Source organism: Fimbriimonadaceae bacterium (genome assembly GCA_023957775.1).
In the GTDB taxonomy this organism is placed as follows: domain Bacteria; phylum Armatimonadota; class Fimbriimonadia; order Fimbriimonadales; family Fimbriimonadaceae; genus JAMLGR01.
The window spans coordinates 107,034-132,530 of record JAMLGR010000011.1; the positions used below are offsets into that span (position 1 = coordinate 107,034).

Annotated in this window: 17 protein-coding genes; 8 read left to right on the top strand and 9 right to left on the bottom strand. The window is 66.0% G+C overall.

The features are described from left to right. Nucleotides 1–92 precede the first annotated feature (92 nt). Nucleotides 93–3,641: a pyruvate:ferredoxin (flavodoxin) oxidoreductase gene (gene nifJ, locus M9921_10640; protein MCO5297303.1), complete on the bottom strand. Its 3,549-nt coding sequence runs from the start codon at nt 3,639–3,641 to the stop codon at nt 93–95. After that, nucleotides 3,634–5,274, bottom strand: coding sequence for an NAD(P)-binding protein (locus M9921_10645; protein MCO5297304.1), 1,641 nt, complete (start codon nt 5,272–5,274; stop codon nt 3,634–3,636). Before M9921_10645 ends, nifJ begins: the two co-directional genes overlap by 8 nt. Nucleotides 5,275–5,424: 150 nt before the next feature. Here M9921_10645 and M9921_10650 point away from each other — a divergent pair, with 150 nt between their 5' ends. The 3 genes from M9921_10650 (at nt 5,425) to M9921_10660 (ending at nt 10,268) form a co-directional block, all read left to right on the top strand. Beyond that, nucleotides 5,425–6,720, top strand: a complete 1,296-nt coding sequence (locus M9921_10650) for an MFS transporter (GenBank protein ID MCO5297305.1) — start codon at nt 5,425–5,427, stop codon at nt 6,718–6,720. Nucleotides 6,721–6,834: 114 nt separating this feature from the next. Beyond that, nucleotides 6,835–7,440: a hypothetical protein gene (locus tag M9921_10655; protein ID MCO5297306.1), complete on the top strand. Its 606-nt coding sequence runs from the start codon at nt 6,835–6,837 to the stop codon at nt 7,438–7,440. A gap of 185 nt (nt 7,441–7,625) precedes the next feature. After that, nucleotides 7,626–10,268: a PAS domain-containing protein gene (locus M9921_10660; protein MCO5297307.1), complete on the top strand. Its 2,643-nt coding sequence runs from the start codon at nt 7,626–7,628 to the stop codon at nt 10,266–10,268. Between the two features lie 10 nt (nt 10,269–10,278). Here the strand turns inward: M9921_10660 and M9921_10665 are convergent, their stop codons facing one another. From M9921_10665 to M9921_10675, 3 genes are all read right to left on the bottom strand, one after another. Then, on the bottom strand, nt 10,279–10,911 hold the full coding sequence (locus M9921_10665) for a response regulator (GenBank protein ID MCO5297308.1): 633 nt from the start codon (nt 10,909–10,911) through the stop codon (nt 10,279–10,281). A gap of 269 nt (nt 10,912–11,180) precedes the next feature. Further along, a complete protein-coding gene (locus M9921_10670) occupies nt 11,181–11,588 on the bottom strand; it encodes a BON domain-containing protein (GenBank protein MCO5297309.1) in 408 nt (135 codons plus the stop codon). A 96-nt stretch (nt 11,589–11,684) separates the two neighbouring features. Further along, the gene (locus M9921_10675; protein ID MCO5297310.1) at nt 11,685–11,849 is read right to left on the bottom strand and encodes a DUF1328 domain-containing protein; all 165 of its coding nucleotides are present in this window, start codon (nt 11,847–11,849) and stop codon (nt 11,685–11,687) included. Nucleotides 11,850–12,189: 340 nt separating this feature from the next. Here M9921_10675 and M9921_10680 point away from each other — a divergent pair, with 340 nt between their 5' ends. Together M9921_10680 and M9921_10685 are read left to right on the top strand one after the other, a co-directional pair. Next, nucleotides 12,190–14,466, top strand: coding sequence for a VIT and VWA domain-containing protein (locus M9921_10680; protein ID MCO5297311.1), 2,277 nt, complete (start codon nt 12,190–12,192; stop codon nt 14,464–14,466). 23 nt (nt 14,467–14,489) lie between these two features. Beyond that, a complete protein-coding gene (locus tag M9921_10685) occupies nt 14,490–15,857 on the top strand; it encodes a CCA tRNA nucleotidyltransferase (protein MCO5297312.1) in 1,368 nt (455 codons plus the stop codon). Between the two features lie 58 nt (nt 15,858–15,915). Here M9921_10685 and M9921_10690 read toward each other — a convergent pair whose 3' ends face one another. Next, on the bottom strand, nt 15,916–16,860 hold the full coding sequence (locus M9921_10690) for a WD40 repeat domain-containing protein (GenBank protein MCO5297313.1): 945 nt from the start codon (nt 16,858–16,860) through the stop codon (nt 15,916–15,918). Between the two features lie 130 nt (nt 16,861–16,990). Here M9921_10690 and M9921_10695 point away from each other — a divergent pair, with 130 nt between their 5' ends. Next, entirely contained in the window at nt 16,991–19,276 is a 2,286-nt protein-coding gene (locus tag M9921_10695; GenBank protein ID MCO5297314.1) for a hypothetical protein, read from the top strand. Nucleotides 19,277–19,306: 30 nt separating this feature from the next. Further along, nucleotides 19,307–20,533, top strand: a complete 1,227-nt coding sequence (locus M9921_10700; GenBank protein ID MCO5297315.1) for a glycosyltransferase family 4 protein — start codon at nt 19,307–19,309, stop codon at nt 20,531–20,533. On the opposite strand, the gene M9921_10705 is transcribed toward M9921_10700, so the two are convergent. The 3 genes from M9921_10705 to M9921_10715 all read right to left on the bottom strand — a co-directional run bounded on the left by M9921_10705 (nt 20,430) and on the right by M9921_10715 (nt 24,574). Beyond that, nucleotides 20,430–21,269 (bottom strand): glycosyltransferase, encoded by an 840-nt coding sequence (locus tag M9921_10705; protein MCO5297316.1) that lies wholly within the window; start codon nt 21,267–21,269, stop codon nt 20,430–20,432. The two genes, M9921_10700 and M9921_10705, sit on opposite strands and share 104 nt — an antisense overlap. A 1-nt stretch (nt 21,270) precedes the next feature. After that, nucleotides 21,271–23,331, bottom strand: a complete 2,061-nt coding sequence (locus M9921_10710; protein MCO5297317.1) for a hypothetical protein — start codon at nt 23,329–23,331, stop codon at nt 21,271–21,273. Between the two features lie 85 nt (nt 23,332–23,416). Beyond that, nucleotides 23,417–24,574, bottom strand: a complete 1,158-nt coding sequence (locus tag M9921_10715) for an SLBB domain-containing protein (GenBank protein ID MCO5297318.1) — start codon at nt 24,572–24,574, stop codon at nt 23,417–23,419. A 54-nt stretch (nt 24,575–24,628) separates the two neighbouring features. Here M9921_10715 and M9921_10720 point away from each other — a divergent pair. Then, nucleotides 24,629–25,497, top strand: an 869-nt coding sequence (locus M9921_10720) for a glycosyltransferase (protein MCO5297319.1), incomplete at its 3' end; no start/stop codon positions are given.

The following is a 25,497-nucleotide window of genomic DNA, read 5'->3' on the forward strand; positions in this document are numbered from 1 at the left end:
CGGAAGCCTCCATTCAAAGTGTGGCGGGCGAGGTGCGGGGACGCTATGACGGGTGTCAGGGTCGTTTGTCGTTTATCAACGATCATCGGCTCCTAGCTGAGCGACGCCATCTCCTCATAGAGCTTCCACCTCCGCTCGACCGCGGCTTGGGCGTCGTCCATCAGCTTGTCGGCGTTCCGCGGGTTCGTTTGGCGGAGCATGCGGAACCGGAGCTCGTTGTCGGTGAACTCCTTCAGCTTCAGCGTGGGCTTGGCCGAGTCGAGGGCGAACGGGTTGACGCCCGCTGCCCGAAGCTCGGGATTGAACCGAACGAGGGGCCAGTAGCCGCTGTGCACGGCGCGCGACTGCTGGTCGAGCCCGGTCTCCATCGGGATGCCGTGGGCGATGCAGTGGCTGTAGGCCAGCACGAGCGACGGTCCGGGGAACGTCTCCGCTTCGCGCAAAGCGAGCAGCGTCTGCTGGGGGTTCGCCCCAAGGGCGATGCGCGCCACGTACACGTACCCGTACGCGATCGCTTGGAGCGCCAGATCCTTCTTGCCCACCTGCTTGCCCGCGTTGGCGAACTTCGCCACCGCGGCCAGGGGCGTGGCCTTCGACGCTTGCCCGCCCGTGTTCGAGTACACCTCCGTGTCCATCACCAAAATGTTCACGTCCCGCCCGCTGGCCAGCACGTGGTCCAAGCCGCTCGAGCCGATGTCGTAGGCCCATCCGTCGCCTCCGACGATCCACACGCTGCGGCGGACGAGGTGGTCCGCCACGGATTCGAGCTGGGCGACCTCGGGGCGATCGAGGGTCGCGAGGCGTTTGCGCAGCTCCTCGACACGGTCCCGCTGGCGGCGGATCTCCGACTCCAGGCGCTGCGGCGCGTGGATCAACTCCTCCACGAACTCCTGGCCCAGGTCGGGGGCCAAGGCCCGCAGCATGCGGTGTCCAAGCGCCATGTGGCGGTCGGCGGCCAGGCGCATCCCCAGCCCGAACTCCGCGTTGTCTTCGAACAGCGAGTTCGACCACGACGGACCGCGATGCTCGTGGTTGACCGACCAGGGGGTGGTCGGCAGGTTCCCGCCGTAGATCGACGAGCATCCCGTGGCGTTTGCGACCATCATCCGGTCGCCGAACAACTGCGTGAGCAACCGCAGGTAGGGGGTTTCGCCGCAACCCGCGCACGCGCCGGAGAACTCGAACAACGGCTCCAGGAACTGCGTGCCGCGCACCGTGGAGAAGTCCACCGACGAGCGGTCGTTCACGGGCAGCGACTCGAAGAACGCCGCGCGAGCCTTCGAGGCCTCGCCGTGCTGCGGCTTGGGGGCCATGTTGATCGCGCGCCGCCCCGCCTCCTCCTTGCTGCGCACGGGACACGCCTCCACGCAGAGCGCGCACCCGGTGCAATCCTCCTCGAACACGTGCAACGCGTACTGCGTGTCTGGGAACCCGCGCGCGTCGATCGGAGCGCTGGGAAAGCCCTCGGGGGCGGCTTCGAGCCGGTCGCGCGAGAACAGCCGCGCCCGAATGGTCGCGTGCGGACACACGAACGCGCAGTTGCCGCACTGGATGCAGATTTCGGGGTCCCAAATCGGGACGAACTCGGCGATGTCGCGTTTCTCCCAGCGCGACGTGCCGCTGGGGTAGGTCCCGTCGTCGGGCAGCGCGCTTACCGGGAGCGCGTCGCCCCGACCGGCCATGATCTCCGCGGTGACCTTCTGCACGAACTCGGGCGCGGCGTCGGGGACCGTCGCGCGCATCCGCACGTCGCCGACGGGCTGGGCGGGAATCGGGACTTCCTGCAGGTTGGCAAGGGTCTGGTCGATCGCTTCGAAGTTCTTGCGCACGACCTCTTCGCCCTTGCGGCCGTAGGTCTTCTTGACAGCGTTCTTGATCTTCTCGATCGCCTCCTCGCGCGGCAGAACCCCGGAGATGGCGAAGAAGCACGTCTGCATGATCGTGTTCGTGCGGTTGGCCATGCCCACTTCGCGCGCCACCCGCGACGCGTCGATCGTGAACACGCGCACCTTCTTTTTCAGGATCTGCTCCTGCATCGCGCGCGGCAGGTGCTCCCAAACTTCGCTGGCCGCGTAGGGGCTGTTGAGGAGCAGCGTGGCGCCTTCGGCGGCGTGGCGCAGAACATCGATGCGTTCCACGAACGCGAACTGGTGGCAGCCTACGAACTGGGCGGAACGGATCAGGTACGTCGAGCGGATGGGCTTGTGCCCGAAGCGCACGTGCGACACGGTCTGCGAGCCCGACTTCTTCGAGTCGTACACGAAGTAGCCCTGCGCGTAGAACTGGGGATCGTCCCCGATGATCTTGATCGTGTTCTTGTTGGCACCAACCGTTCCGTCGGCGCCCAGGCCGTAGAAGAGCGCCCGGTGGACGTCGTCCCCTTCGGTCGAGAACTCCGGATCGTACGCCAGACTCGTGTGCAGGACGTCGTCGTCGATGCCGATGGTGAAGTGGTTCTTCGGGCGCCCTTCTGCCAGCGCGTCGAACACGGCCTTGACCATGCCCGGGTGGAACTCTTTCGAGGAGAGGCCGTACCGGCCGCCGACCACCTTGGGCATCGCGTCCAACCGCCCCTCCGCATGGGCTTCGGACAGACTCGCCACCACGTCGAGGTAGAGCGGTTCGCCCGCCGCGCCCGGCTCCTTGGTCCGATCGAGGACCGCCACGGCTCGGGCCGACGCCGGCAGCGCTTGCAGCAGGTGCGATGCGGAGAACGGGCGGAAGAGGTGGACTTGGACGACTCCCACCTTCTCTCCGCGCTCCACGAGGTGTTCCACCGTTTCGCGCGCTGCCTCGGCGCCGGAACCCATGAGGACGATCACGCGCTCGGCGTCCGGATCGCCAAAGTAGTCGAAGAGACGGTAACGCCTTCCCGCGATCTTGTGGAAGCGCTCCATGGCGTGTTCCACGATCTCGGGGCACCGCTCGTAGTAGGCACCGCAAGCCTCGCGGGCTTGGAAATAGACGTCCGGATTCTGGGCGGTTCCCCGAACGAAGGGGTGGTCGGGGTTGAGCGCGCGCCGCCGGTGGGCGATCACCAGCTTCTCGTCGACCATCTCTCGGATCTGGTCGTCGGAGAGAAGCTCGATCTTGTTGATCTCGTGCGACGTGCGGAACCCGTCGAAGAAGTGCAGGAACGGCAACCTCGCCTCCAGAGTGGCGGCCTGTGCGATCAGCGCCATGTCGTGCGCCTCTTGGACCGACGAGGAGGCGAGTTGCGCGAACCCGGCGGGCCGCACGGCCATCACGTCCTGGTGGTCCCCGAAGATCGAGAGCGACTGGGTCGCCAGCGACCTCGCCGCCACGTGGATCACGCACGAGGTGAGTTCGCCTGCGATCTTGAACATGTTGGGCGTCATCAGCATGAGGCCCTGGGACGCGGTGAAGGTCGTGGTCAGCGAACCGGACTGGAGGGCGCCGTGGACCGTGCCCGCTGCGCCTCCCTCGCTCTGCATCTCGACCACGTCGGGTACGTTGCCCCACACGTTCGTGCGCCCCTCGCTCGACCACTGGTCGGCGAGTTCGGCCATTGTGGACGAGGGAGTGATCGGGTAGATCGCGCACACCTCGTTCACGCGGTAAGCGACCGACGCCGCGGCCTCGTTGCCGTCGATCGTATCGACGAGGCGGTTCTTAGACATGGCCACCCTCCGGTTCCGGAACCATCGTGATCGCGTGGCTCGGACACTGTTCGAAGCACACCGCGCACCCCGTGCAGCGATCGTAGTCGTAGCGGTAGCGGTTCCCCGGGCCAAGCTTGATCACCGCGTCTTCGGGGCAGGCGCCGTAGCACCCGTCGCACTCGAAGCAGTTCCCGCACGAGAGGCACCGCTGCGATTCGTAGGAGGCTTCGGACTCCGTGAGGCCACGTACCACCTCGCCGAAGCCGCTGCGCCGCTCGCCCATCTCCAGTTGGCCCTGCATCCGCTTGGCCGCCTCGGTGTAGAACCAAAGGTGCAGCTTGTCGAACGTGGCGATGTCCGAAGTGCAGTGCTTCGCGTACATCTGGCCCTCGAGGTACGCGTCGATGTGCCGCGCGGCCTTCTTCCCGTGCCCCACGGCGATGGTGACCGTGCGCTCCGAGGGCACCATGTCGCCCCCGGCGAAGATTCCCCGGTGGCCGGTCATCATGGACCCGTCCACCACCACGGTGCCGTCGTCCTTGAACTCGATCTCGGGAACGCTGCGAAGGAAGCCCGTGTCGGTGTCCTGGCCAAGGGCGAGGATCAGATCGTCCGCTTCGAGCGTTTCGAACTCACCGGTGCCTCGCGGCCGCCCGTCCGCGTCGAGCTCCATCACTTCGACCGTCATCGAACCCGCGTCGATCGACTTGATCGTGCGCAGCCAGTGGATCTGGACGCCCTCTTCCATCGCCTCGTCGGCCTCGAAGGCGTGCGCCGGCATGTGGTCGCGGTCGCGCCGATAGATGATCATCGGTTCGTGGCCGAGGCGGACGGCGACCCTCGCGGCGTCCATCGCCGTGTTCCCGCCGCCGTAGATCGCCACCCGGCGCCCAAGTTTGGGGGCCTCCCCAAGCTCCACGTCCTTGAGGAAGTGGACGGCATCGAGCATCTTGCCCGCGTCGCGTGCGGGGATTTCGGTCTTCTTGCCAAGGTGAGCGCCGACCGCCACAAACGCCGCGTCGAAGCGGCCCTCTTTCATCTCGCGCCGAAGGTCCTCGACCTTGTGGTTGACGACGATCGAGACGCCCATGCGCTCGATGCGGGAGATCTCTCCGGCCAGGATGTCGCGGGGCAGGCGGTACGCGGGGATTCCGAAGTGCATCATGCCGCCCGCGAGCGGGCCGGCTTCGCGGATTTCCACTTGGTGCCCGAACCGGGCCAGGTGGTAGGCGCAGGAGAGACCGCTCGGACCGCCGCCGACGACCAGCACGCGCTTGCCGGACGGTTTGGCATCGACCTTCGGCGTCCACTTCTCCTCCAAAGCGAGGTCGCCGAGGTAGCGCTCCACGGCGTGGATGCTCACGGCGTTGTCGAGTTCGCCGCGGTTGCAGGCGCTCTCGCACGGGTGGTAGCAGACGCGTCCGTGCACGGCCGGGAGGGGGTTGTCGGCGACGAGCACGTCCCACGCCTCTCGGAACCTTCCCGCCGTCGCGTGCGCGAGCCACGCCTGGATGTTCTCGCCCGCGGGACAGGCGTGGTTGCACGGAGGCATCAGGTCCTGGTAGATCGGGCGACGCGTGCGGGTTGCACCCGTCCCCCCTTCGCGTCGAAGGTCGGGTGTTTGCGTCAGATCGGCACGACGTTCGTCCATGGGCTCTCCTCAGGGGGAGGCCCGTCCCCCGCTTCCATCTTGTGCGATGTTGGACTTGGGAGCGTGACCTTGCTACTCTGTCCGTGTTTCGTTGGACAGAGAACGGACGGCAGGCCGTGCAGGGCTTCATAATGGGTTGAACCCCCGCCCATGCGCCTGCCCGCACTCCGCCACCACTACTTTCGCAGCTATCTGACGGGCGCGTTTGTATCCAATTTGGGGACCCGCATCCAGGGAGCCGCACTGGCGTGGCATATTTTCCAACTGACCGGAAGCCCGCTGATGGTGGGGCTGTTGGGCCTCGTCCGCGTCGGACCCCTGGTCTTGTTCACGCTCTTTGGCGGGGTGCTGGCCGACCAAGCCGATCGGCGCAAAGTGCTCCTCGCAACGCAAACCGGGATGGCGATCACCGCGCTCGCCCTGTTCTTGCTGAGCCTGCGGGCGGAGGAGTCCGTGTGGCCGATGTACGTGGTCGTGGCGATCTACTCGGTCGCGAGGGCGTTCGACGGTCCTGCGCGCCAATCGCTCGTGGTGAACCTCGTTCCCCGGACGGATTTTCCGAACGCGGCGAGCCTCAACGGCATCACGTGGCGTTTGACCGACGTGCTCGGTCCGATGTTGGCGGGTGTTCTGATCGCCTCGGGCGGCTTGGCGGGGCTGGGCGGCATCAGCTTGTGCTACGCGCTCAACGCGATCTCGTTTGGCGCTGTGCTGCTCGTGATCTACCGCTTCCCGTCGATGCGGGCGCAGAACGCCGCGGACCGCGCGCGGTCGATTTGGGAGGTCCTGGATCGCATCAAGGACGGCCTGACCTTCGTGAACCGGACTCCCGCCGTCCGCAGCGCGATGTGGATCGACTTTTGGGCGACGTTCCTGTCGGGCGCCGAGGCGTTGATCCCCTCCTTTGCCGCCGACGTTTTGGGATTGGGCGCGGTGGCGTTTGGCGTGCTGTCGGCCGCCACCGGGGTGGGAGCGATGCTTGCCGCGGCCGGTCTGGCGCTGATGCCGACGGTGCGGAGACAGGGGCGATTGGTCGTGATCATGATCGGGGTGTTTGGTCTCGCGACGATCGCGTTTGGGTTGTCCCCCAACCTTTGGGTTGCCGCCCTGAGCTTGGCGGTCGGCGGGGCCGCCGACATGATCAGCACCGTGATGCGGCAGACGATCCGGCAGCTTGCGACGCCCGACGAGTTGCGCGGCCGCATGACCGCGACCAGCAGCCTGTTCCACATCTCGGGTCCTCAACTGGGGGACTTCGAGGCCGGTGCCGTGGCGACATTGGCCGGAGTGCGGTTCTCGATCGTGCTCGGCGGCGCGCTCTGCGTCGGGGTCGCGGGACTGTGGTCGCGCGCGACGGCCCTGGTCGAGTACACGCACGAGTCGGAACACGAGGTCGGCGAACGCCCCTCCGAGACGTCGGCGCCCACGCCCGCCGCGGTGGAGTAAGAAATCCGTTTAGATGGGATCCCCGCTCGACGCACGCGCGTTGGAAAACGGCAAGTGGGACCGCGGGTGGCAGCTGAGGCGCCGATCCGACGGTTTCCCTTAGGAGGAACGCTGATGATGAGACGAACGGTTCTAGCGCGATTTGAAGAGTCCAACGGTGCGGAGAAGGCCATCGGGGCTTTGCTCGACCACGGCGTGGAATCCGACGACGTGAGCGTGGTGTTCGACCACGAGTACCTTGACCGTTCCAACCAGACGGCCCTTGGCCATTCGGTTCGGCTCCGCGAAAATGTCGAAACAGGCATCACGACGACCACGGCCGATGACGCCGCTGCCGGCGCGGAAGTGGGGGCGGGGTTCGGCCTGGGTCTGGGTGTGCTGGCTGCGGCGGCGACCGTGTTCATCCCCGGCGTCGGATTGGTGCTCGGCGGCGGGGCGCTCGGCACGGCGCTGGCCGGTGTCGCCGGTGCAACCGCGGCGGGAGCCATTGCGGGCGGGCTGACCGGCTATCTCAAGGACCAGGGTGTCGGCGAGGACATGATCGTGCGCTACCACGAGACGTTGGCCGCGAGCGGCGCCTTGATTGCCGTCACGGCGCCTTCCGGGACCGTGTCGGAGTCCAAGGTCGAGGGGATTCTCGCGAAGTATGGGGGCCTCGACGTCGCATCCTACGCCTCGATGGATGCCGCGACCGCCTCCGGCCGTGGTGCGACACGGTAGAGACGAGGCCGCCCACTCCCTCATCGGCATCCTTTGGCGATTCGGGTGAGGCGTCGTATGCTTGGGTTTGGGAACCGCCCGGCGAGGACCTGCCAAGACCCTCGCCGGATCTTCCTTCAACGGTTGCGTGACGGAATGGTGGATCGGGTGAGAGTGTCGTGAGCATCCAGGTCGGAGGGAGGCGATTGCCTCCCTGGATTGGCTATGCGGTCGCCTCAGCGGCGGTCGCCGGTGCTTTGTGGCTCCGACTTGGCCTGGACCCCCTTCTCGGCCCGCGCGGACCCATCGCGTTGCTCCTCTTCGCGGTCGTCGTTTCGGCGTACATCGGAGGCATCGGCCCGGGCCTGTTCGCTTCGGTGGCGACCGCTGTGCTCGGGGCGGTCCTCTTTCTGCGCGGGGACACGGGAGCCCTCGGGTATCGAGAGCAGGTGGTGACCGCGTCCTACACGTTGGTCGCCCTCACGATCACCTGGCTGTGCGAACGGCTCAGGAATTCTGCGATCTTCAACCGTGAAATCGCGACGCACCTTGAGGACAGTCGCCTCCGGATGGCGAGCCTTCTGGACAGCGTCACCGACGGGCTCGTGGTCGTTGCACCGGATCTGCGGCTGATCCAGGTCAACGACGAGGCGATCCGGGCGATGGGCGCTTCGAAGACGGTGCTTGGGCGCACTTTGTGGGAGGTCGCACCCCACTGGGTCTCCACGGAGATCGAAGCGAAGGTGCGGGAGGCGTTGGCGACCTCGGCCCCCCAGCGCCTCGAGCAGTTCGATGAGAAGCGCGGCGCCTGGCTGGACGTCGCCGTCTACCCCTCGTCCCACGGCCTGGTGATCTATTTGCGCGACATCACGGCACGGAAGCGGGACGAGGCCGACGTCGCGCGCATCAGCATGGAGCGCGCGCGGGCCTACGCCAAACTCGACGCCCTGCTGGCCAACGCGCCGATCGGGCTCGCCTACTTCGACCGGGAGCACCGCTACCTGCGGATCAACAACTACCTCGCGGAGATCAACGGCGTGCCGGCGCTGGACTCGATCGGCCGACCGATCGGCGAGGTGCTGCCATCGCTCGCGCCTGCGATCGAACCCATGCTGGACCAGGTGTTCCGCACCAAGCTGGCCATCCAGAATGTGGAGATCGCGGGCGAAACCCCCCGCGAGCCCCACGTGCCCCGATCGTGGCTGGTGAGCTTCTACCCGGTGATCGACGATCTGGGGCGCGTGCAGGCGGTGGGAGAAATCGTCACCGAGATCACCGAACGCAAGCGGAACGAGGAGTTGCTGCGCACCTCGGAGGAGAGGAATCGTCTGCTGGTCGAAGTGGCCGCCAACGTGGTGTGGAGCACGGATGCGGACGGGCGGATCGTCGCGCCCCAAGCGCAGTGGCAGTTCGCCACGGGCCAGGGCTGGCTGGCACAGCAAGGCAAGGGTTGGCTCGAACGTTTTGCAGGGGAGGACCGGCCCGCCTTGCGGAAGACGTTGCGCCGAGGAATTCGCGAGCGTACCGCCCAAAGGTTGGACGCGTGTCTCTGGTCCGCCTCGCACGAGGAGTTTCGCTACGTCAGCCTGTACGTTGTGCCGCTCAAGCGTGCCGATGGGAGCGTCGAGGAGTGGATCTGGATGGCGAGCGACGTCCATGAAAAACGCCTCTGGGAGCAGGAGCGAGAAGGGCTTCTTGCGGCCGAGCGCTCCGCGAGAAGCGAAGCGGAACGCGCGAACGCGCTCAAGGACGACTTCATCGCCACCATGTCGCACGAACTTCGCACGCCCCTCACGACCATCCTTGGATGGGCCGAACTGCTGCAGCTCAAGGCCGACCAGCCGGAAACCCTGCTCCAAGGGCTCAAGACCATCGAGCGGAGCACGCGCATTCAATCCCAACTCATCGAGGACCTTTTGGACTTGAGCCGAATCGGATCGGGGAAGCTCCAGCTAGAAAGGGAGGTCGTCGATTTGGGAACGGTCGTCCAGAACGCGGTCGATTCTCTCAGGCAGCGTCTCGACGAGAAGGGCGTCAAGCTGTCCCTGCACATCCCGGAGGGGCCGTGCCGCGTCGACGGCGACGATGAGCGGTTGACCCAAGTCGTCTGGAACATCTTGAACAACGCGGTGAAGTTCACCCCGGCGGGCGGGCGCATTCGGGTCAGGCTGAATCGGACAGGCAACCAGGCAAGCCTGCGGGTCGCCGACAACGGCGAGGGCATCGATGAGGCATTCCTGCCGTTCTTGTTCGACCGTTTCCGCCAAGGCGACTCCTCCAGCTCGCGCAAGCACGGAGGTCTCGGCCTCGGCCTTGCGATCGTCAAGGAACTGGTCGAGCTTCATGGCGGGACCGTGGAAGCATCGAGCGCGGGTCGGGGCAAGGGAGCGACCTTCGTGGTCGAACTTCCATTGTCCGTAACAGACGAGGCCCCGCCTCCAAAGCAAGGCAACGGCAGCCACGAACTTCGCGGCCTGCGTCTGATGGTGGTGGACGACGACGAGAACACCACGGAAGTTCTTTCCCGCCTGCTCACGGTCCAAGGGGCAACGGTGGATGTGTTTCACTCCGCGGACGAGGCGCTCGAAGCCATGGCGTCCAGGCAGCCGGATGTTCTGATCAGCGATCTGAGCATGCCTCAGAAGGACGGATTGGAGTTCATCCGCGAACTCAGGGAGTCGGAGACAGGCGCCCGCACGCCCGCGATTGCGCTCACGGCGTTTGCCCGCACAGAGGATCGCGAATCGGCGTTGAACCTGGGTTTCGACGACCATCTGGCCAAGCCGATCGACCGGATGCGCCTGACGGAGTCCATCCGCCGCGTGCTCCATGCGGAGCCGCCGACGTAAGAGTCGGCCCCTACACCGCGAGCCGGTAGCCGACTCGCGGTTCGGTCAGGAACAGCTTCTGATCGCCGGTCTCCAGCTTCTTGCGCAGATAGCCCATGTAGACCCGAAGGTATTGCGCTTCATCCGCATACTCGGGTCCCCACACCTCTTGCAGCAGTTGCCGGTGCGTCACCACTTTGCCTGCGTGACGGATGAGGGTGCACAGGAGGCGGTACTCCAGAGGCGTGAGATGCACCTCTTCTCCATGGACCTCGATTCTTCGCGCGGACATGTCCACCTTGAGGTGTCCGTGTTCGAAAACCGGGTCTTGGATGGACTCGCTCGAAGTGGGTGCGCGGCGCAACGCCGCCCGGAGACGCGCGAACAACTCGGCGATCCCGAAGGGCTTCATCACATAGTCGTCCGCCCCGGCCTCGAGGCAGTGGACCTTGTAGCCTTCCTGACCTCGTGCCGAGAGAACCAGGATCGGGAGCTGGCTCCATTCGCGGACCCGCTGGATGATCTCGGCCCCGTCAAGATCGGGAAGCCCGAGATCGAGCAGGATGACGTCGGGGTTCTTCCTGGCTGCCAACTCCAACCCCTGGGCGCCGGTCTCGGCCTCGAGGAGTTTGAACTCCGTATCTTCCATTGCGGCCCGAAGCAACCTCCTGATAGGGGCATCGTCCTCGATGACGAGAACGCGGTGTTTGAAAGGCTTGGCTACTTGGCTCATAGGTCAATCCGTAGGGATGTCGATCGCGCAGGCGAACGCTCGGCATCCTCCTTTCTTAGAAGACCTCCAACCGGGAAAGGTTCCCGGCAAGTAGGGGCTCGTTTACGGATTAGCGATGGGATCTGCAGGCGTTCAAGTGCAAAAGATGCCGCGACTCCCACGGAGCGCGGCATCGATGAACGGGAGCAATGTGCGAGAGGTTAGCCCACGACCTTCAACTCGTTGCTTAGAGCCTGCGAGGCGTGCTGCTCGTCGAGGATTCGTTGGGCGATTTGACCCGCGGTGTCCTTCATCTCTTCGGTCTTGACCGTCCCCGTCAACCGAACGCTCGTCTCGTCGCTCTCCACGTTGATCGCGTTTCCGGGATCGTTGAGCAATGGGTTGGCGACGATCGCCCCCTTGATCTCAGGCGTCAGCACCGTCGCGGCAACCGCGCTCCGTGCCGCCTCGGAGGTGGACTCGGCCGCGCGGTCCGCACCTTGCTCGACGTCTTGTGAAATCTCCTTCGTGTCTTTCGCAGCGCCGGCCGCGGTGTCGTCGCACCCGGCAGTGACGTAGAGGACGGCTGCAAGGGCCAGGATGGGCCATGGCGCGAATTTGATGGACATGGGATTCTCCTTCCAACGGCGGTCGAACGGTGAACGCTCCCAAGACGCCGCCGTTGGGTGGGGCTTGGGAGCTCGATGTGAGAGGTGTGTCGTTCGCTAAGTGGTCGGGCGTCGCCCCGCGATGAACGAAATCAGCATCAGGACGAGGAAGACGAAGAACAGAATCTGCGCGATTCCCGCAGATGCGCCTGCCACGCCTCCGAATCCGAACACTCCTGCGACGAGTGCGATCAAAAAGAATACTGCTGCCCAGTAAAGCATGTTGTGTGACCCCCTTGGTCGTGATTGGTTTTCATCTGGAAATTGCGGCCACGGGCCCAAGCTCTCCCGAAGGACACGGTCGTGTGGGTTGCATGAATGCGGTGCTTCCTTGCACCGGACCCGTGTGCCGTCTTCTCCATGAATAAAGTCTATCAAGACATGTGTGTAAAACCCATAAGTCTGCATGGCTAAGAGCGTAAGAACTCATAAGAACGGCCTGTTTCTGCTCGGATTGGCTGGTGAAGCCGGCAGGATTTGGCGTCGAGAGGGAATTCCACCGTAACGCTCGGTCGCCCGAGGCTTCCCACTATCAGCAACGAATCGAGAGAGAGGTGCGAGGATGCTGTTGTTAGGAATCGCGGGAGTATTGATTGCCGGGACGGGCTTTGCCCAAGGGCCCGCCGAAGATGCCGCTCCCGGTCAGTTGACGATCATGGGACCGGACGGGAAGGCGGGCCCCCTGTGTCCCCTCGAAGGCACGAAGGTCGACGCGGACATCGCCGGGTTCGGGGCGCGGGTCACGGTCGTGCAGACCTTCGCCAATCCCACGCGGACCCCGATCGAGGCTTTGTACACGTTTCCTCTGCCCGCGGACGCCGCCGTCGATCGCATGCGCATGCAGGTCGGGGACCGCGTTGTCGAGGGCATGATCCGCCGGCGCGAGGAGGCGCGGCGCATCTATGAGGCCGCCAAGAGCCAGGGCCAGGTGGCAGGCCTGCTCGACCAGGAGCGCCCGAATCTGTTCACCCAGTCGGTGGCCAACATCATGCCTGGCGCCAAGGTGCGCATCGAGATCAGTTATGTGCAGGTTCTCAAGTACGAAGAGGGTCAATTCGAGTTCAGTTTTCCGATGGTGGTGGGGCCCCGCTTCGTGACGGCCAAGACGCCCGACAACCAACTTCTCACCCCTCCGATCGTGCCCAAGGGCATGCGGACCGGGGCGAACATCGAACTCACCGCCCGGTTGGATGCCGGAGCGCCCATCCAGAATCTCGAGTCGGTCCTTCATGCCACGAGCACGAAGCGAGACGGGCCGAGCCGTGCGACCATCACGCTCAGCCGCAAGGACGAGATTCCGAACCGCGACTTCATCCTCCGCTACCGCGTGGCGGGCGACGGAGTCACGGGCGCCGTCCTCACCCATGCGGATCCGCAGAAGGGAGGGTTCTTCACGCTCGTCCTGATGCCGCCCAAGGAGCCGCGCTCGGAAGACATCGCGCCCAAGGAAGTGGTCTTCGTGATGGATCAGAGCGGTAGCCAGTCCGGATTCCCCATCGAGAAATCCAAGGAGCTGACCCTGCAGCTCATCCGCACCCTGAACCCCGAGGACACGTTCAACGTGATCAGCTTTGCCAACGGCGTGCGCCAGTTGTGGTCGGGGCCCCGACGCGTGACCTCCGAGAATCTCGGAGAGGCGCAGCGGTTCGTGGAGGGGCTGCAAGCCAACGGCGGCACTCAACTCCTCTCCGCGGTCCAAGCCGCGCTGCAGCCGGAGCCGGATCCGGACCGATTGCGGCTCGTGGTGTTCAACACCGACGGATTCGTCGGCAACGAGTTCGAGATTCTCGATGCGATCCAGAAGAACCGGGGAGCCGCACGCATGTTCACGTTCGGCATCGGGAACTCCGTCAACCGATTCCTCATCGACTCGATGAGCGCCGAGGGCAAGGGTGACTCGGAGATCGTGACCCTCGCCGAGGGTGCCGACAAGGCGGTTGAGCGATTCGTGCAGCGCACGCGCAGCCCGATCCTCACCGACGTCTCGGTTCGATTCGAAGGGGTTTCGGTCGACCAGGTGTTGCCCGAGGCGATCCCCGACGTGTTCAGCGAGAAGCCGATCGTCGTCAAGGGGCGCTACTCCCAGCCTGGCACCGGCAGGGTGATCGTCTCCGGCAAGTACGGCGGGGAGGTTTGGACGCACGCCTATCCGGTGGTCCTGCCCGCCCGCGACCAGTACGGGTCGGCCATCGCCTCGCTCTGGGCGCGCGAGCGGGTGGACCAGCTCATGCGTCAGAACTGGCTTGCCGCGCAGCGGGGAGGCAACGCCGAGGACACGTCCGCGATCGTGGACGTCGCGCTGGAGTTCGGCATCATGTCCCAGTACACGTCGTTCGTGGCCGTAGAGTCGCGGGTCGTCAACATCGGGGGCAAGCAGCGCACCGTGCGCGTGCCGGTCGAGATGGCGGACGGGGTGAGTTACGAGGGCATCTTCGGCAACCGTCCTGGGGCCTTCGCCCGTTCCGCGAGCTACGGCTTTGGAGGCGGAGGATTTGGCGGCGGAGGATTTAGCGGGGCCGCGGCCGCCAAATCGCTTTCCACCACCACTCCTCCGGCGCGCGACAAGGCCGAAACGAAGTCCGGCATGACCGAGAAGGAGTTGCACGAGTTCAACGTGCGCACCAAGATCGCTCAGCCGCTTCGCGGCGCCAAGGGACAGCAAGAGGTGCAGATCTGGCTGGCCGACACAGACCCCGGGACGCTGGACAAGTTGAAGAAGGCGGGCGCCAAGGTCGAGGTGGTGGACGAGGGTCTCCGCGTCGTGTTCGGCATCGTCGACGCCGCCAAGCTGGAAGCGCTAGCCCAGATCGAGCAGGTGCAGCGGATCGAGAAGATCTAGGCTCCATGCGCTCACAATAGAGCGTGCATCGGGCGATCGAAATGCTGGCGGAGGCCACGAAGGGCACCCCTTACGAGGGGGCCCTTTGGCTAGTCGGAGGCGCCGTGCGCGACCCGCTCTTGGGCCGACCCGTTTCCGCCGACCTGGACCTCGTCACCGAGCTGTCGGCGGTGGCCCTCGCCGAACTCTTGTTTGAGCGCGGGACCTCCTCGATCGCGCCGGTCACCTACCCCCGATTCGGGACGGCCCTGGTGCGAATCGAGGACGCCGACGTCGAGCTGGTCACGGCCCGCGCGGAGAGCTACGACCCGGACTCGCGGAAACCGGAGGTGCGCCCCGCGACGCTCGAGGAGGACGCCCGGCGGCGCGACTTCACGGTCAATACGCTGATCCGGAATGTGCACACGGGCGATCTTCGCGACCCTTTGGGCTGCGGCCTCGAAGATCTCGAGGCGAAGGTGCTCCGCACGCCTCTGCCTCCGGACGCCACGTTCCGCGACGATCCCCTGCGCATGCTGCGCGCCGTTCGCCTGCGGTGGCAACTGGGCTTCGAGTTCGCGGAAGGGCTCGAGGCCGCGATCCGGGCAGAACGCGGGCGCCTCTCGATCATCAGCGCGGAGCGGTACCGGGACGAGCTGCTTCGAATGCTGCGCTTCCGCGACGCGGACCAGTGCCTGGCCGATCTGATGCGCCTGGGGCTCTTCGACGACCTTCTTCCGGAGTTCGTCGCGATGGTCGGCGTGGAGCAGGGCGGCTTCCACCACCTCGACGTGTGGGACCACAGCCTGCTCGTCGTGCGCAACGCGGGACCGGGCGACCTCGTGCTGACCCTGGCAGCGCTGCTTCACGACGTGGGGAAGCCGTCTACCCGATCCGTCGACGAGGAGGGGGCCACGCGGTTCTTCGGGCACGAGATCGTTGGCGAGAAGATGACCTGGCAGATTCTCAATCGCCTTCGCGTGCCGCACGAGGTGGTCGAATCGGTGGCCCGTTTGGTGCGCGGCCACATGCGCCTGGGCAGCGCGCCCGTGTTTACGCCCGCGGCCGCGCGGAGGGTTCTACGGGACCTGGGGGAGGACACGGAGCGGCTCCTCGCACTCGTCGAAGCCGACGCCTCTGCTCTGAAGCCGGGAGTGCGCGCGGTCGACCTCGGACCCATTCGCAGGCAACTCGAGGAGGCCGAGGCCGCGACCCCGCGCGAGGTGCTGGTCAGCCCGCTGACCGGCGCAGAGATCATGGAGGTGCGCCACCTCGAGCCCGGGCCCGAGGTCGGTGTCTGGAAGCGGCTCCTCACCGAACAGGTGCTGGAGGGAACCCTGGCACCTGGCGACAGAGACGCCGCCCTTCAATGGCTGAAGGCCCAGTCGGAACCGCCAAAGGGCGTGCAATGAGAGCCACCCGGAGGGGTGCCACGCCCGCTTGACGGGCGTGCAATGAAAGCCACTCGGATCAGCCCTGGGCCGGAGCGATCTCGTTGACCGTGAGGAATCCGTCGAGATTGACCGTGATCAGGTATTTGCCGTTGCCCGTCCACGCCAAGGGCGAACCCAGCGAGCTCTGGTTCTCAAACACGAGTTCGGGCCGGTAGGAGTAGATGTTCCAAACACGGACCGTCGTGTCCGTCGAGCTCGTTGCCACGTATTTGCCGTTCGGCGAGAAATTGCCCCAAACCACCCAGTCCTTGTGGCCGCGGAGGTAGTTGAGGCGGGACATCGCCTTCACGTCCCAAATCGCGCCGTTGCCGTCCTTGCCGCACGTCAGCGCACGGGTGCCCGCCTTGTTGAAGTCGATATCGAAGACCCCTTGGCCGCCGTGGCCCGTGAGAAAGCCCTTGACTTTGAAATCAGGACCGTAAAGGCGCCCTCCGATGTTGAGAACGCCGACCCCGATGTCGTTCCCCTTGGCCTTGAACGTCCCGCCGAAGAAGTTGGCGCCCTTTCCGAGGATCGTGGCCTTCACTTTGCCGGTCGAGAGGTCCCAGACCTTCATGGCATCGTCCTTTCCCGTACTGAGCAAGAGCGTTCGCGGGTAGTTGAAACACAGGTTCTGGATGCCGCGTTGGTGGCCTCGCAGTTCCCGCAGCTTTGCGCCGGTGCTCGCGCTCCAAACGAAGATGCGGGCCGACTCGTCGCCCGTGGCGATCATCGTGCCGTCCTGGCTCCATGCGATCGCCATTGCTTGCTGCGGGTGGCCGGTCATCGTCTTGATGAGCTGGCGCGTTGCGGCGTCGTAGATGCGGACCGAGTTGTCCTCCGCCGTGATGGCGAACTTGGTGCCGGTCGGTGCGGCCGAGATGTTGATCGCGCGGACGCCGACCAGCGGCTTGCTCGCGACGAGTTTGAGGGTCGCTTCGACCGGGGACATCGCGAGCGCGGCAGCGAAAACAGTGAACATGGGTGGGGTTCCTCCTTGAACGAGTCGTCCTCTAAGGGACGCCTCAGGGTCCCTTACCATTACGACGCGGAATGTGGGCACGGCACCCGTTCGTGGGTGACCGGGGTGAATTGTGGAACAATTCCAGACCTTGAGGACGCGCGTGCACGAGTGGACCGTTCGTTACGGCGAGGAACTTCCCGCCGAAGCGGTGTCTGTTCCCCACGCGTGGCGGCAGGACGTTCCCGTTTCCTGGGAGGGTCCCGCAATCTACGAAACCACGCTTGCCGTGCCCCAGCGGGGGGGCTGGCTCGTCTTCGAAGGCGTTTCGTATGCGGCCGAGGTGTGGATCGAAGGTGCATTGGCGGTTCGCCACACCGGTATCTGGGACGCGTTTTCCGTCTCGCTTGCAGCCCACCCGGGAAAGTTGGTCCACGTCGAGGTCCGGGTCTGGAAGAACGGCGGACCCACCTACCCAGTTCGCGACGTGGCGAGCGGGTTTCTTCCGTTCGTCTTCCACACGTTCGGCGGCATCTACCGCGACGTCTGGCTGTTCGAGACCCGAGACGACCCGCTGGCCGACTTCCCGAACGCCCGCCCGCCGCGAATCCAGGTGGACGGCACGCGCCTGCTGCTTGACGGCAAACCGTTCCTGATGCGGGGCGTGCTTCACTGGGGCTGGTACCCGGAGACGGGGCACCCCAACCCGCTCGAAGAGACGGTGCGGCGCGAGTTCGAACAGATGGGCGCGCTCGGCTTCAACACGGTGAAGTGTTGCCTGTGGGTCCCTTCGCACCGGTGGCTGGAGTTGGCCGCGGAAGCCGGCCTGGCCGTGTGGCTTGAGCTTCCCCTGTGGGACCCGGCCGCAGAGCATCTCGATGCGATGGGCAGGGAACTGGAGCGCATCGTGCTCGAGTTTCGGCGCCACGACGCGATCGTCTGCTGGACGGTGGGGTGCGAGCTGAGCGAGTCCACGCCGCCGGGCTTTCGGCAGACGCTGGTCGAACGCGTGCGCGAGCTGACCGGGTGTCCCCTGGTGAAGGACAACAGCGGAGGCGCCGAGATGTACGGCGGCGATCCGAGGGAGTTTGGCGACTTCTACGACTTCCACCCGTACTGCGACACGCCGTTCTATCCCGTGGTGCTGGACAGCCTCCTGCCGGGAAGCCGCACCCCCCTTCCCACGCTGCTGGGCGAGTTCAACGACATCGACGTGCACCGCGACCTGCCTCGGATGCGTTCGGAGCGGCCGTATTGGGCCCAGTCCAGCGAGGAGTTGAACGCGATCGGTGTCCGGTGGCAGCACGATCTCCCGGGGGTGTTGGAGACGTGCCGGTTCGCGGTGGACCCTGAGGCTGCCCGCCACGAGGCGCTTCACCGCTCGTCCCTGGAGAAGGCGGCGTTCGTTCGGCGATCGGTCCAGGCGGCGGTTCGTTCCCGGCCATCGATCGGTGGGTACGTCGTCACGGGATGGCGCGACACGCCCGTCTCCTCCTCGGGCATGATCGACGATTGGGGCGAGCTCAAGCCCCAATTGGGGGCCGCCGAGTGGAACTCCCCGACCTTGATGTTCTTGATTCCGCGCCGCCGACCCCCGTGGATCGCCGGGGGGAACCGTCCGGGGTGGGTCGATGCCTCCAGCCACTTCGCGGGGGGCGTCCACGTTCGCTTGGGTGCCCACAGCGAAGCGGGACACTCCGGCGAGGTGGAGTGGAGCGCGGTGGACTTCGCCTGGCGAGGCGAACGGCGTCCCGGCGGACGCATCGCCCAGGGGCGTCTTCCGGCAGCTTCCGTCGAACCTCTTTCGGCCGGCGAACTCGGGGAGATCTGGTTCGAAGCCGCCGAACCGGGCGGCGTGTTGCTGCGCGTTCGTTGGGGCGGCGCGGCGCAACACTGGCCGCTCTGGATCGTCGAGCCTTGGAGCAAGGACGCCGCCGCGCAGTGGTGCCGATACGATCCTCCGGGGCGGCTCGACGACATAGCCTTTGGGGAGGCGGGTCCGTTGGTCGCCACCCGCGTTCCCCCCGATCTCGAAGACCGGGTGCGGGCGGGTGCGCGGGTCTTGCTGCTTCTCGAGGAGGGTCCGGTGGTCCGCGCCCCGTTTTGGCGGGAGTCGGCCTACGAGTTCCTGGACGACGCGTTCTGGGCGAGGGTCGGGTTTGCCGACCATTGGGAGCGCTTCCTGCCCGTCTCGGGGGATTGTGTCCTGGATCTGGCCGCCCTGCTCCCTCAAGCCTCGTGGCAGACGTGGATGAATCGGGTCGACACGCGAACGTACGCCGAGGCGCCGGTCCTTGCGCACGCGACCGTGGGGAGCGGGCGGATCATCGCCACGACGCTTCGGCCCGACGGCGGGCTGGGGGCGCAGCCGGTGGGCGTCACCCGCAACCCGTCGGGGGCCGCTCTTCTCCGCGCCCTGCTTCGAGAGCTGGAGTAGCCGGCGGTCTGCCGACAATTACTTCAAGCGATGCCGACGACCCACGATCCTGCCAAGCCGCGCGTGCTGATTCCCGAGGGGTATCCCGCCCCGTTCTGCTTCGCCCTGGGCCAGCGGAACGTGGAGTTGGTGCGCAAGCCGCTCATTCGGGGCTCGCGTGTGCTCCGGGCGCTCGATGCCGTCACGTTCGTTTCGGGGCGCGGATTCGACCTCGTCCACACGCTCAACGCGGTGCCGCTGACCGCTCGAATTCCCTATGTCGTGACGTTCGAGAGCTACCTTCCACGGGTTCCAGACGATCGGTACATCGCGTGGTTGGAACGGGTGCTTCTGCCGCGGCTGCATTCCGACCAGTGCCGCGCCCTCTTCGGCTTTTCCGAGTTCGCCATGCGCCAGTTCCGGAAGCAGCTCGCCAGGTACCCGGGGAGCGAGGCGCTCCTCGAAAAGGCCGAGGTGCTGTATCCGGTCGCCCCGGTGCGCGTCCAAGGGCCACGGCCTGCGCCGACCGATGTTCTCCGGCTCCTGTTCGTCGGCGGTGACTTCATGCGCAAGGGAGGGCCCGCCCTGGTGCGCGCGCACGAGGAGCTTGTGCGCCGGGGAGTCCCGGTGGAGACGACGGTCGTCTCCTCTCTGGGGTGGTCCAAGGGCGACGTCGCGGGACCCGAATCGCGTTCCGTGGTGGACGACGAGGTGGCTCGGCTTCGACGCTCGGGAATCCAGTATCTGCCCTCGCTCACGAACGCGCAGGTGCTCGAGGCGATGGCGGGCGCCCACTTCCTCGCTTTGCCGAGCGTGAACGAGACGTTCGGGTTCGTGTGTCTGGAGGCGATGGGTTTCGGCGTGCCGGTGTTGGCCACCCGTACGTACGCGCTGCCGGAGATCGTCGGCGATGCGGGTCGGCTGTTCGACCTGCCGGTCGACGCGCTCGGCAAGTGGGTCGGCCTCGCCAAGCGGCGAACGGCGCAGTACGATGCGATGTACCTCGACCTGATGGACTGCCTCGGGGGGCAGATGGCCGAGGCCGTCGCCGAACTGTGGGAGGGGCGCGCCGCCTACCCGGAGCTGAGCGTGGCCGCCCTGCGCCAGATGCGTTCCAAATTCGATCCAGAGCAGGCGCGCGACCGTCTGGAAGCGACCTACACAAGGGCGTTGTCTAGGCAGCGCGCAGGGAGCGAGCCAGCGCGCGCCAGAACTTCGGCCGATGGACCGGCCAACCGGCCAGCCGAAGATACTGAATGCAGTCGGGAAACGGCGTGAAGCCGGCGGCCGTCAGCGCCATCAGTTGGAAGAAGGCGTCCTTCTGCCCGTCGCTCGCAAAGGGCCAGCCGCTGAGAAGCACACGCAGGTTGGCCTCCACGTCCCGGGGGCGTTTCGAGACGCCGTTGGGCGAGAGACGGTAGAAGGTGTGGGGCGCCGCGATGCGCTCCGCGTGGCCCGCTTCGGCAGCGCATCGCACCCAGAAATCCACGTCTTGTTGGGACACCAACTCCTCGCGGAAGCCCCCCATCTCCCGATAGCGGCTTCTCGGGACGGAGAAACTCGAACCGCTGGTCCACGTGGTCCACTCGAGGAAAGCCTCCCAGGGGACCGGCCCATCGGGCCCCGCGCCCATCGGCCCCACGGCCTGGCCCTGCAAGCTCACTTGGAGGGCCGTGTCGAAGACGAACGACGCCTCCGCCTCGGACCACCGCTCGAGGTGGGCCTCCACTTTCGTGGGTTTCCACCAGTCATCGGCGTCGAGGAAGAGGAGCAGATCGCCGGTCGAGGCGTCGACGGCTTGGTTGCGCGCGATGGCCCCGTTTCCCTTGGGAAGGCGGACCACATGCGCGCCAAGGGTTTCGGCAAGCGCGGCGGTCCCGTCGGTCGAACCGTCGTCGCCCACCACGATCTCGTCGGGCGGGCGCGACTGTTCCCAGGCCGAGCGGATGGCCTGCTCAAGCGTCTTCTCGGCGTTGGAGGCCGGGATGATGACCGAGACGCGGCGGAACTCCACTTCAGGCCGCCTGTGCCCGAGTGCGCTGCGAGAACGGCTCGTCGCGTGGCGAGGCGTGCGTGAGGACGAGTTGGATCTCCTTGGCCCCGGATCGTTGAAGGATCTCGTACGCCACGGGCACCGCCCGGAAGCCCGTCGTCGCAGCCGATACGACGAGGCTCACGTGGTCCACGTAGGGCGTGAGGCGCGAGGCGTCCGCCAGCACGTCGCACGGCGGTGTGTCGAGCACCACGAGGTCCGCCTTCTCGCGAAGACCCTCGATGATCCCAATCACGTGGGACGTTGGGTAGTCCCCGAGCCCACCTTTCCCGTCCGAACCCGCGGGGATGAGGAAGAGGTTCTCATGCTGGGTCGGAATCTCGAGCGACGTGGCGTCGGAGGGGAGCAACGTGCGGCTCAGCATGTCGCTGACGCCGCTTCGTTCCCGCGCGTGGAACAGGTCGGTGAGGGTGGGGTTGCGCAGGTCGCAGTCGACGAGCAACACCCGCAGACCCGTTCGCGATGCGGCAAGGGCGAACTGGGCCGCCGAGCTGCTGCATCCGACATCTCCGCCGACTCCGGTGAACATCACGAGCTTGGGCATCTCTTCGCCGCGCGCCATTTGCGCGAAGGCCATGAATCGGAAGCTCTCGTTGGGGCGGCAATCCGGTCGAGGCAGCGTCCGCAGGAGCCTCTTCGCCTTGCGTCTCGAGAGCGCGGGGACCGCCGCGAGCACCGGCAGACCCGTGAGCTCCGCGAGCTGGCCCGAGGAGCGCACGGGGAGCCGCATCGACTCGATGAGGAAGCTGGTGAGCAGGCCGAAGCAGAGACCTCCGATGAGCCCGACCAACCCGAGCTTGATCGGCTCCGGCGCCACGGGCTCGGGATCGGCTTCGGCGGCGAACAGGACTTGCGCGACGCCCATCGTGCGCTCGGTCTTGTTCTTCAGAAGCTCGATGTTCTGCTTGAGCTGGCGGTACCGCCCGTCGAGGATCGACGCGTCGCGCGAGAGCCGGACGAACTCCAGGGAGCGCCCGGGCAGCGCCGAGATCAGCGATTCTTGTTCCGAGTAGAGTCGATCGGCGCTGGCCACCTTCGAGTAGAGGCTCTGCTGTTGGACGCGGCTGAGCGCGAGCGCGTTTTCCAGCTCCAGCCGGACCGGATCGGGTCGGAAGGTGCGCGTCTGCTTGGTCCACTCCGACGATTTCTCCTCGAGGATCTTCTTCTGGGTCTCCTCGATGAGGGCGTCGAGGTCCTGCACTTTCCGCGATTCCGGCGTGTAGGTTCGAAGCGCCGTCAAGCGATCGGCTTGGAGTTGCGCGCGCTGGGCTTCCAATGCGGTGACCAGGGGCGTGCGCACCTGGCTGATCGTGTCCTCGACGGTCTTGGGGAGCACTTGGAGCTGGGCGAGCTGGCTCCGGATTTCGGACTCGACCGCGGCAAGTTGGGCTTTGGCCTGGTCGCGCTGCTCCTGCAGGGTGGCGAGGTACGTCGCCGCCTGGGTCTCGGCCGTCGTGACGTCGGTGATGTTGTACTTCTCTTTGTAGGAGGCGAGCGCCTCCTCCGCGGTGTCCAACTCGGCGCGCGCCTCCTCGACCTTCTTGTCGAGGTACAGCTCGGCTTCGTTTTTGGCCTGCTGCGCCGAGATGCGGCGCTTCTCGTTGTACGCGTCGGCGACCGCGTCGGCCAGCTGGGTGGCGGTTTCGGGGTCGTTGGCCTTGACCTGGATGATCACGGCGCGCGAGCCCCGATCCACGAGCACCGCGTACATCTGGTACAGGTCTTCAAGGTGTTCGTACAGTCCCGGGTCGTTGCGTTTGGACGCGAGGGACGAGAGGGCCAGGCCGAACATCTGCTTGCTCTGCAGAATGCTCTGCTCGGTCTCAATCCCGCTGGCGAAGCCGCCTCCGAGGATGTTGGCGACCTCGGCGCTGTAGTCCTTCAGCTCTGTGGCCTTACCGTCATCCACCAGGAGCTGGGTCTGCGCCTGGTAGACCTTGGGAAGCACGAACGTGGCGCCGATGCCGGCGCCCAGACCGAGCACCGCAAACCAGACGACGCGATTGAAGTGGACCCTAAACATGATTGCCGTTGGAGGTCACCGGGCATCCCCGCCCAATTGCCAGCCAGTGGAATTGTCGGGTGAGTTGGCTCGAATCCCCATCGGCTCAGAATCCAAAGAGCCGGCCGCCCGAGAAGAGCAGACCGAGGATCTGCGCGACCTGGTTGGCGTTCGCTTTGCCCGATTGCGCCACGTAGATCACGTCGCCGTCTTGAAGGGCGAAGTCGGACGCGTCCTTCCTGCCGGCGAGGATGTCTTTGTAGTTGTAGTTCTTCGGCACGATCTTGCCTGTGGCGTCCGCCCGCGCGAGGGTGATGCCGTCCATCTTCGCGTCCCGAATGGGTCCCCCCGCCCGTCCCAAGGCCTGGACGAACGTCAGTCCTTCGCCGTCGGGAATCTCCAAAGTGCCGGGCTTTCCGACCATGCCCATGACCGAAACCTTGGCTTTGTGCTCGGGGACGTAGATCGTGTCGCCGTCCCGCAAGGGGACGTTTGTGGCGGGATTTCCGAGCAGGATCGCCTGGTGCAGGTCCACCGGGATCTGCTCGGACCCTCGGACGATCCGCGCCCTGCTGAGGCCCGCCTTCTGCGTCTGGCCGCCCGCCGCAGCGATCGCTTCGACGACACCGCCCGACTCCACCAGGTCGATGAGCCCCGGGTGCTGCACCTCGCCCACGACGCTGACGCGGATCGTGGGTTCGCTGGACAGGTGAACGACGTCGCCTGGGAAGATCGGGATGTTCGCCGACTCCTTGGCGTCGATGAACAGCTCCCGCATCTCGATGCTCACCGTTCCCGATGGGCGGAAGACGACGGCTTTGAGCCGCTCGGGCGGCATTGCGAGTCCGCCGGCGGCGGCGATCAGTTCGGCCAAGTGCCAACCCGGCTTGGCGTCGAGCGCCCCCGCGGCCCGCACCTGGCCGAGGACGTAGACGCGGTTGGGGCGCATCTGCTTGACGTTGACCTGGACCTCGGGATCGCGGAGTTCGTGCTTCAGCCGATCGGTGATCTCCGCTCGAATCTGTTCGAGCGTCTTCCCGGCGACGCGCACCTCGCCGATGAGGGGAAACGTGATCTGCCCGTCGGCGCGGACGAGGAACTCTCCGGATGCCTCGGCGACGTCGCGCGTGACGATGCCCAAGACGTCTTCCGGGCCCACCACGTAAGCGGCGGCCGCGGGTTTCGACGGCGGAGTGGGATCCTGACGGGCGCCAACCCATCCGACAAGACCCAAGGCAAGTACCAGCACGATTCCAATCTTCATCGGTTCCCCACATGGAATGATCGGCACCGCGAGCCGAGAATCTAAAGCGACGCCATGCGCGAGCCCATCCTTGCCAGCATCCTTATCCCCTGCTACAACCAGGCGCACGTCCTGGCGGAGGCGATCGACAGCGCCTTGGCGCAAACCTATCCCCGCGTGGAGGTCGTGGTGGTGGACGATGGGTCCACGGACGGAACGGCCGCCGTTGCCGAACGGTACGGCGATCGGATCGTGTTGGTCCGCCAACCCAATGCCGGGCTTTCGGAAGCCCGCAACACGGCCATTCGCCACGCAAGCGGCGGCGTGCTCGTGCTGCTGGACTCCGATGACGTGCTGCTTCCGCACAGCGTGGCGTCCCGCGTCGCGCTCCTCGAGGCCGATCCGGCGGTGGGCATTGTGGCGGGATACTACCGAGAGATCGACGAACAGGGCGTGATGCTCGACCGCGTGCCCGAGGTCCGCCACGTCTCGTCGTTGAACCCGTTCTATCAAACGGTCAAGCGCAATTGGGGCCCGCCGGTGGGCTGGACGTTTCGGCGAGAGGCGGTGGAGGAGTGCGGGGGTTTCGATCCCACGCTGCGCTCGTGCGAGGATTGGGACCTTCTCATGCGCGTCACCGCGCGATGGAAGCTCGCGTACGACCCGTCGGTGGGGGCTTTGTACCGGCAGAGTCCCGGTTCGATGTCCAGGAACCACCGTGTGATGCTTGACGCGGCGGCCCAGGTGCTCGCGAAGAACGCCCGGCTCGCGCCGAACCGACTCGCGTACGCGTGGTGGGCCCAGTTCGGGCGGTTCCAGCACGGCCGCCGGGTGCTCTTCAACGTCCTGACCACCGGCCCGTGGCCGCACCGTCTTCGGCAGCTGTTCGGTCTCGTGGCGGCGCGGCCCCACCTGCTGTGGGTCGGCGCGTTCTCCCTGGTCTC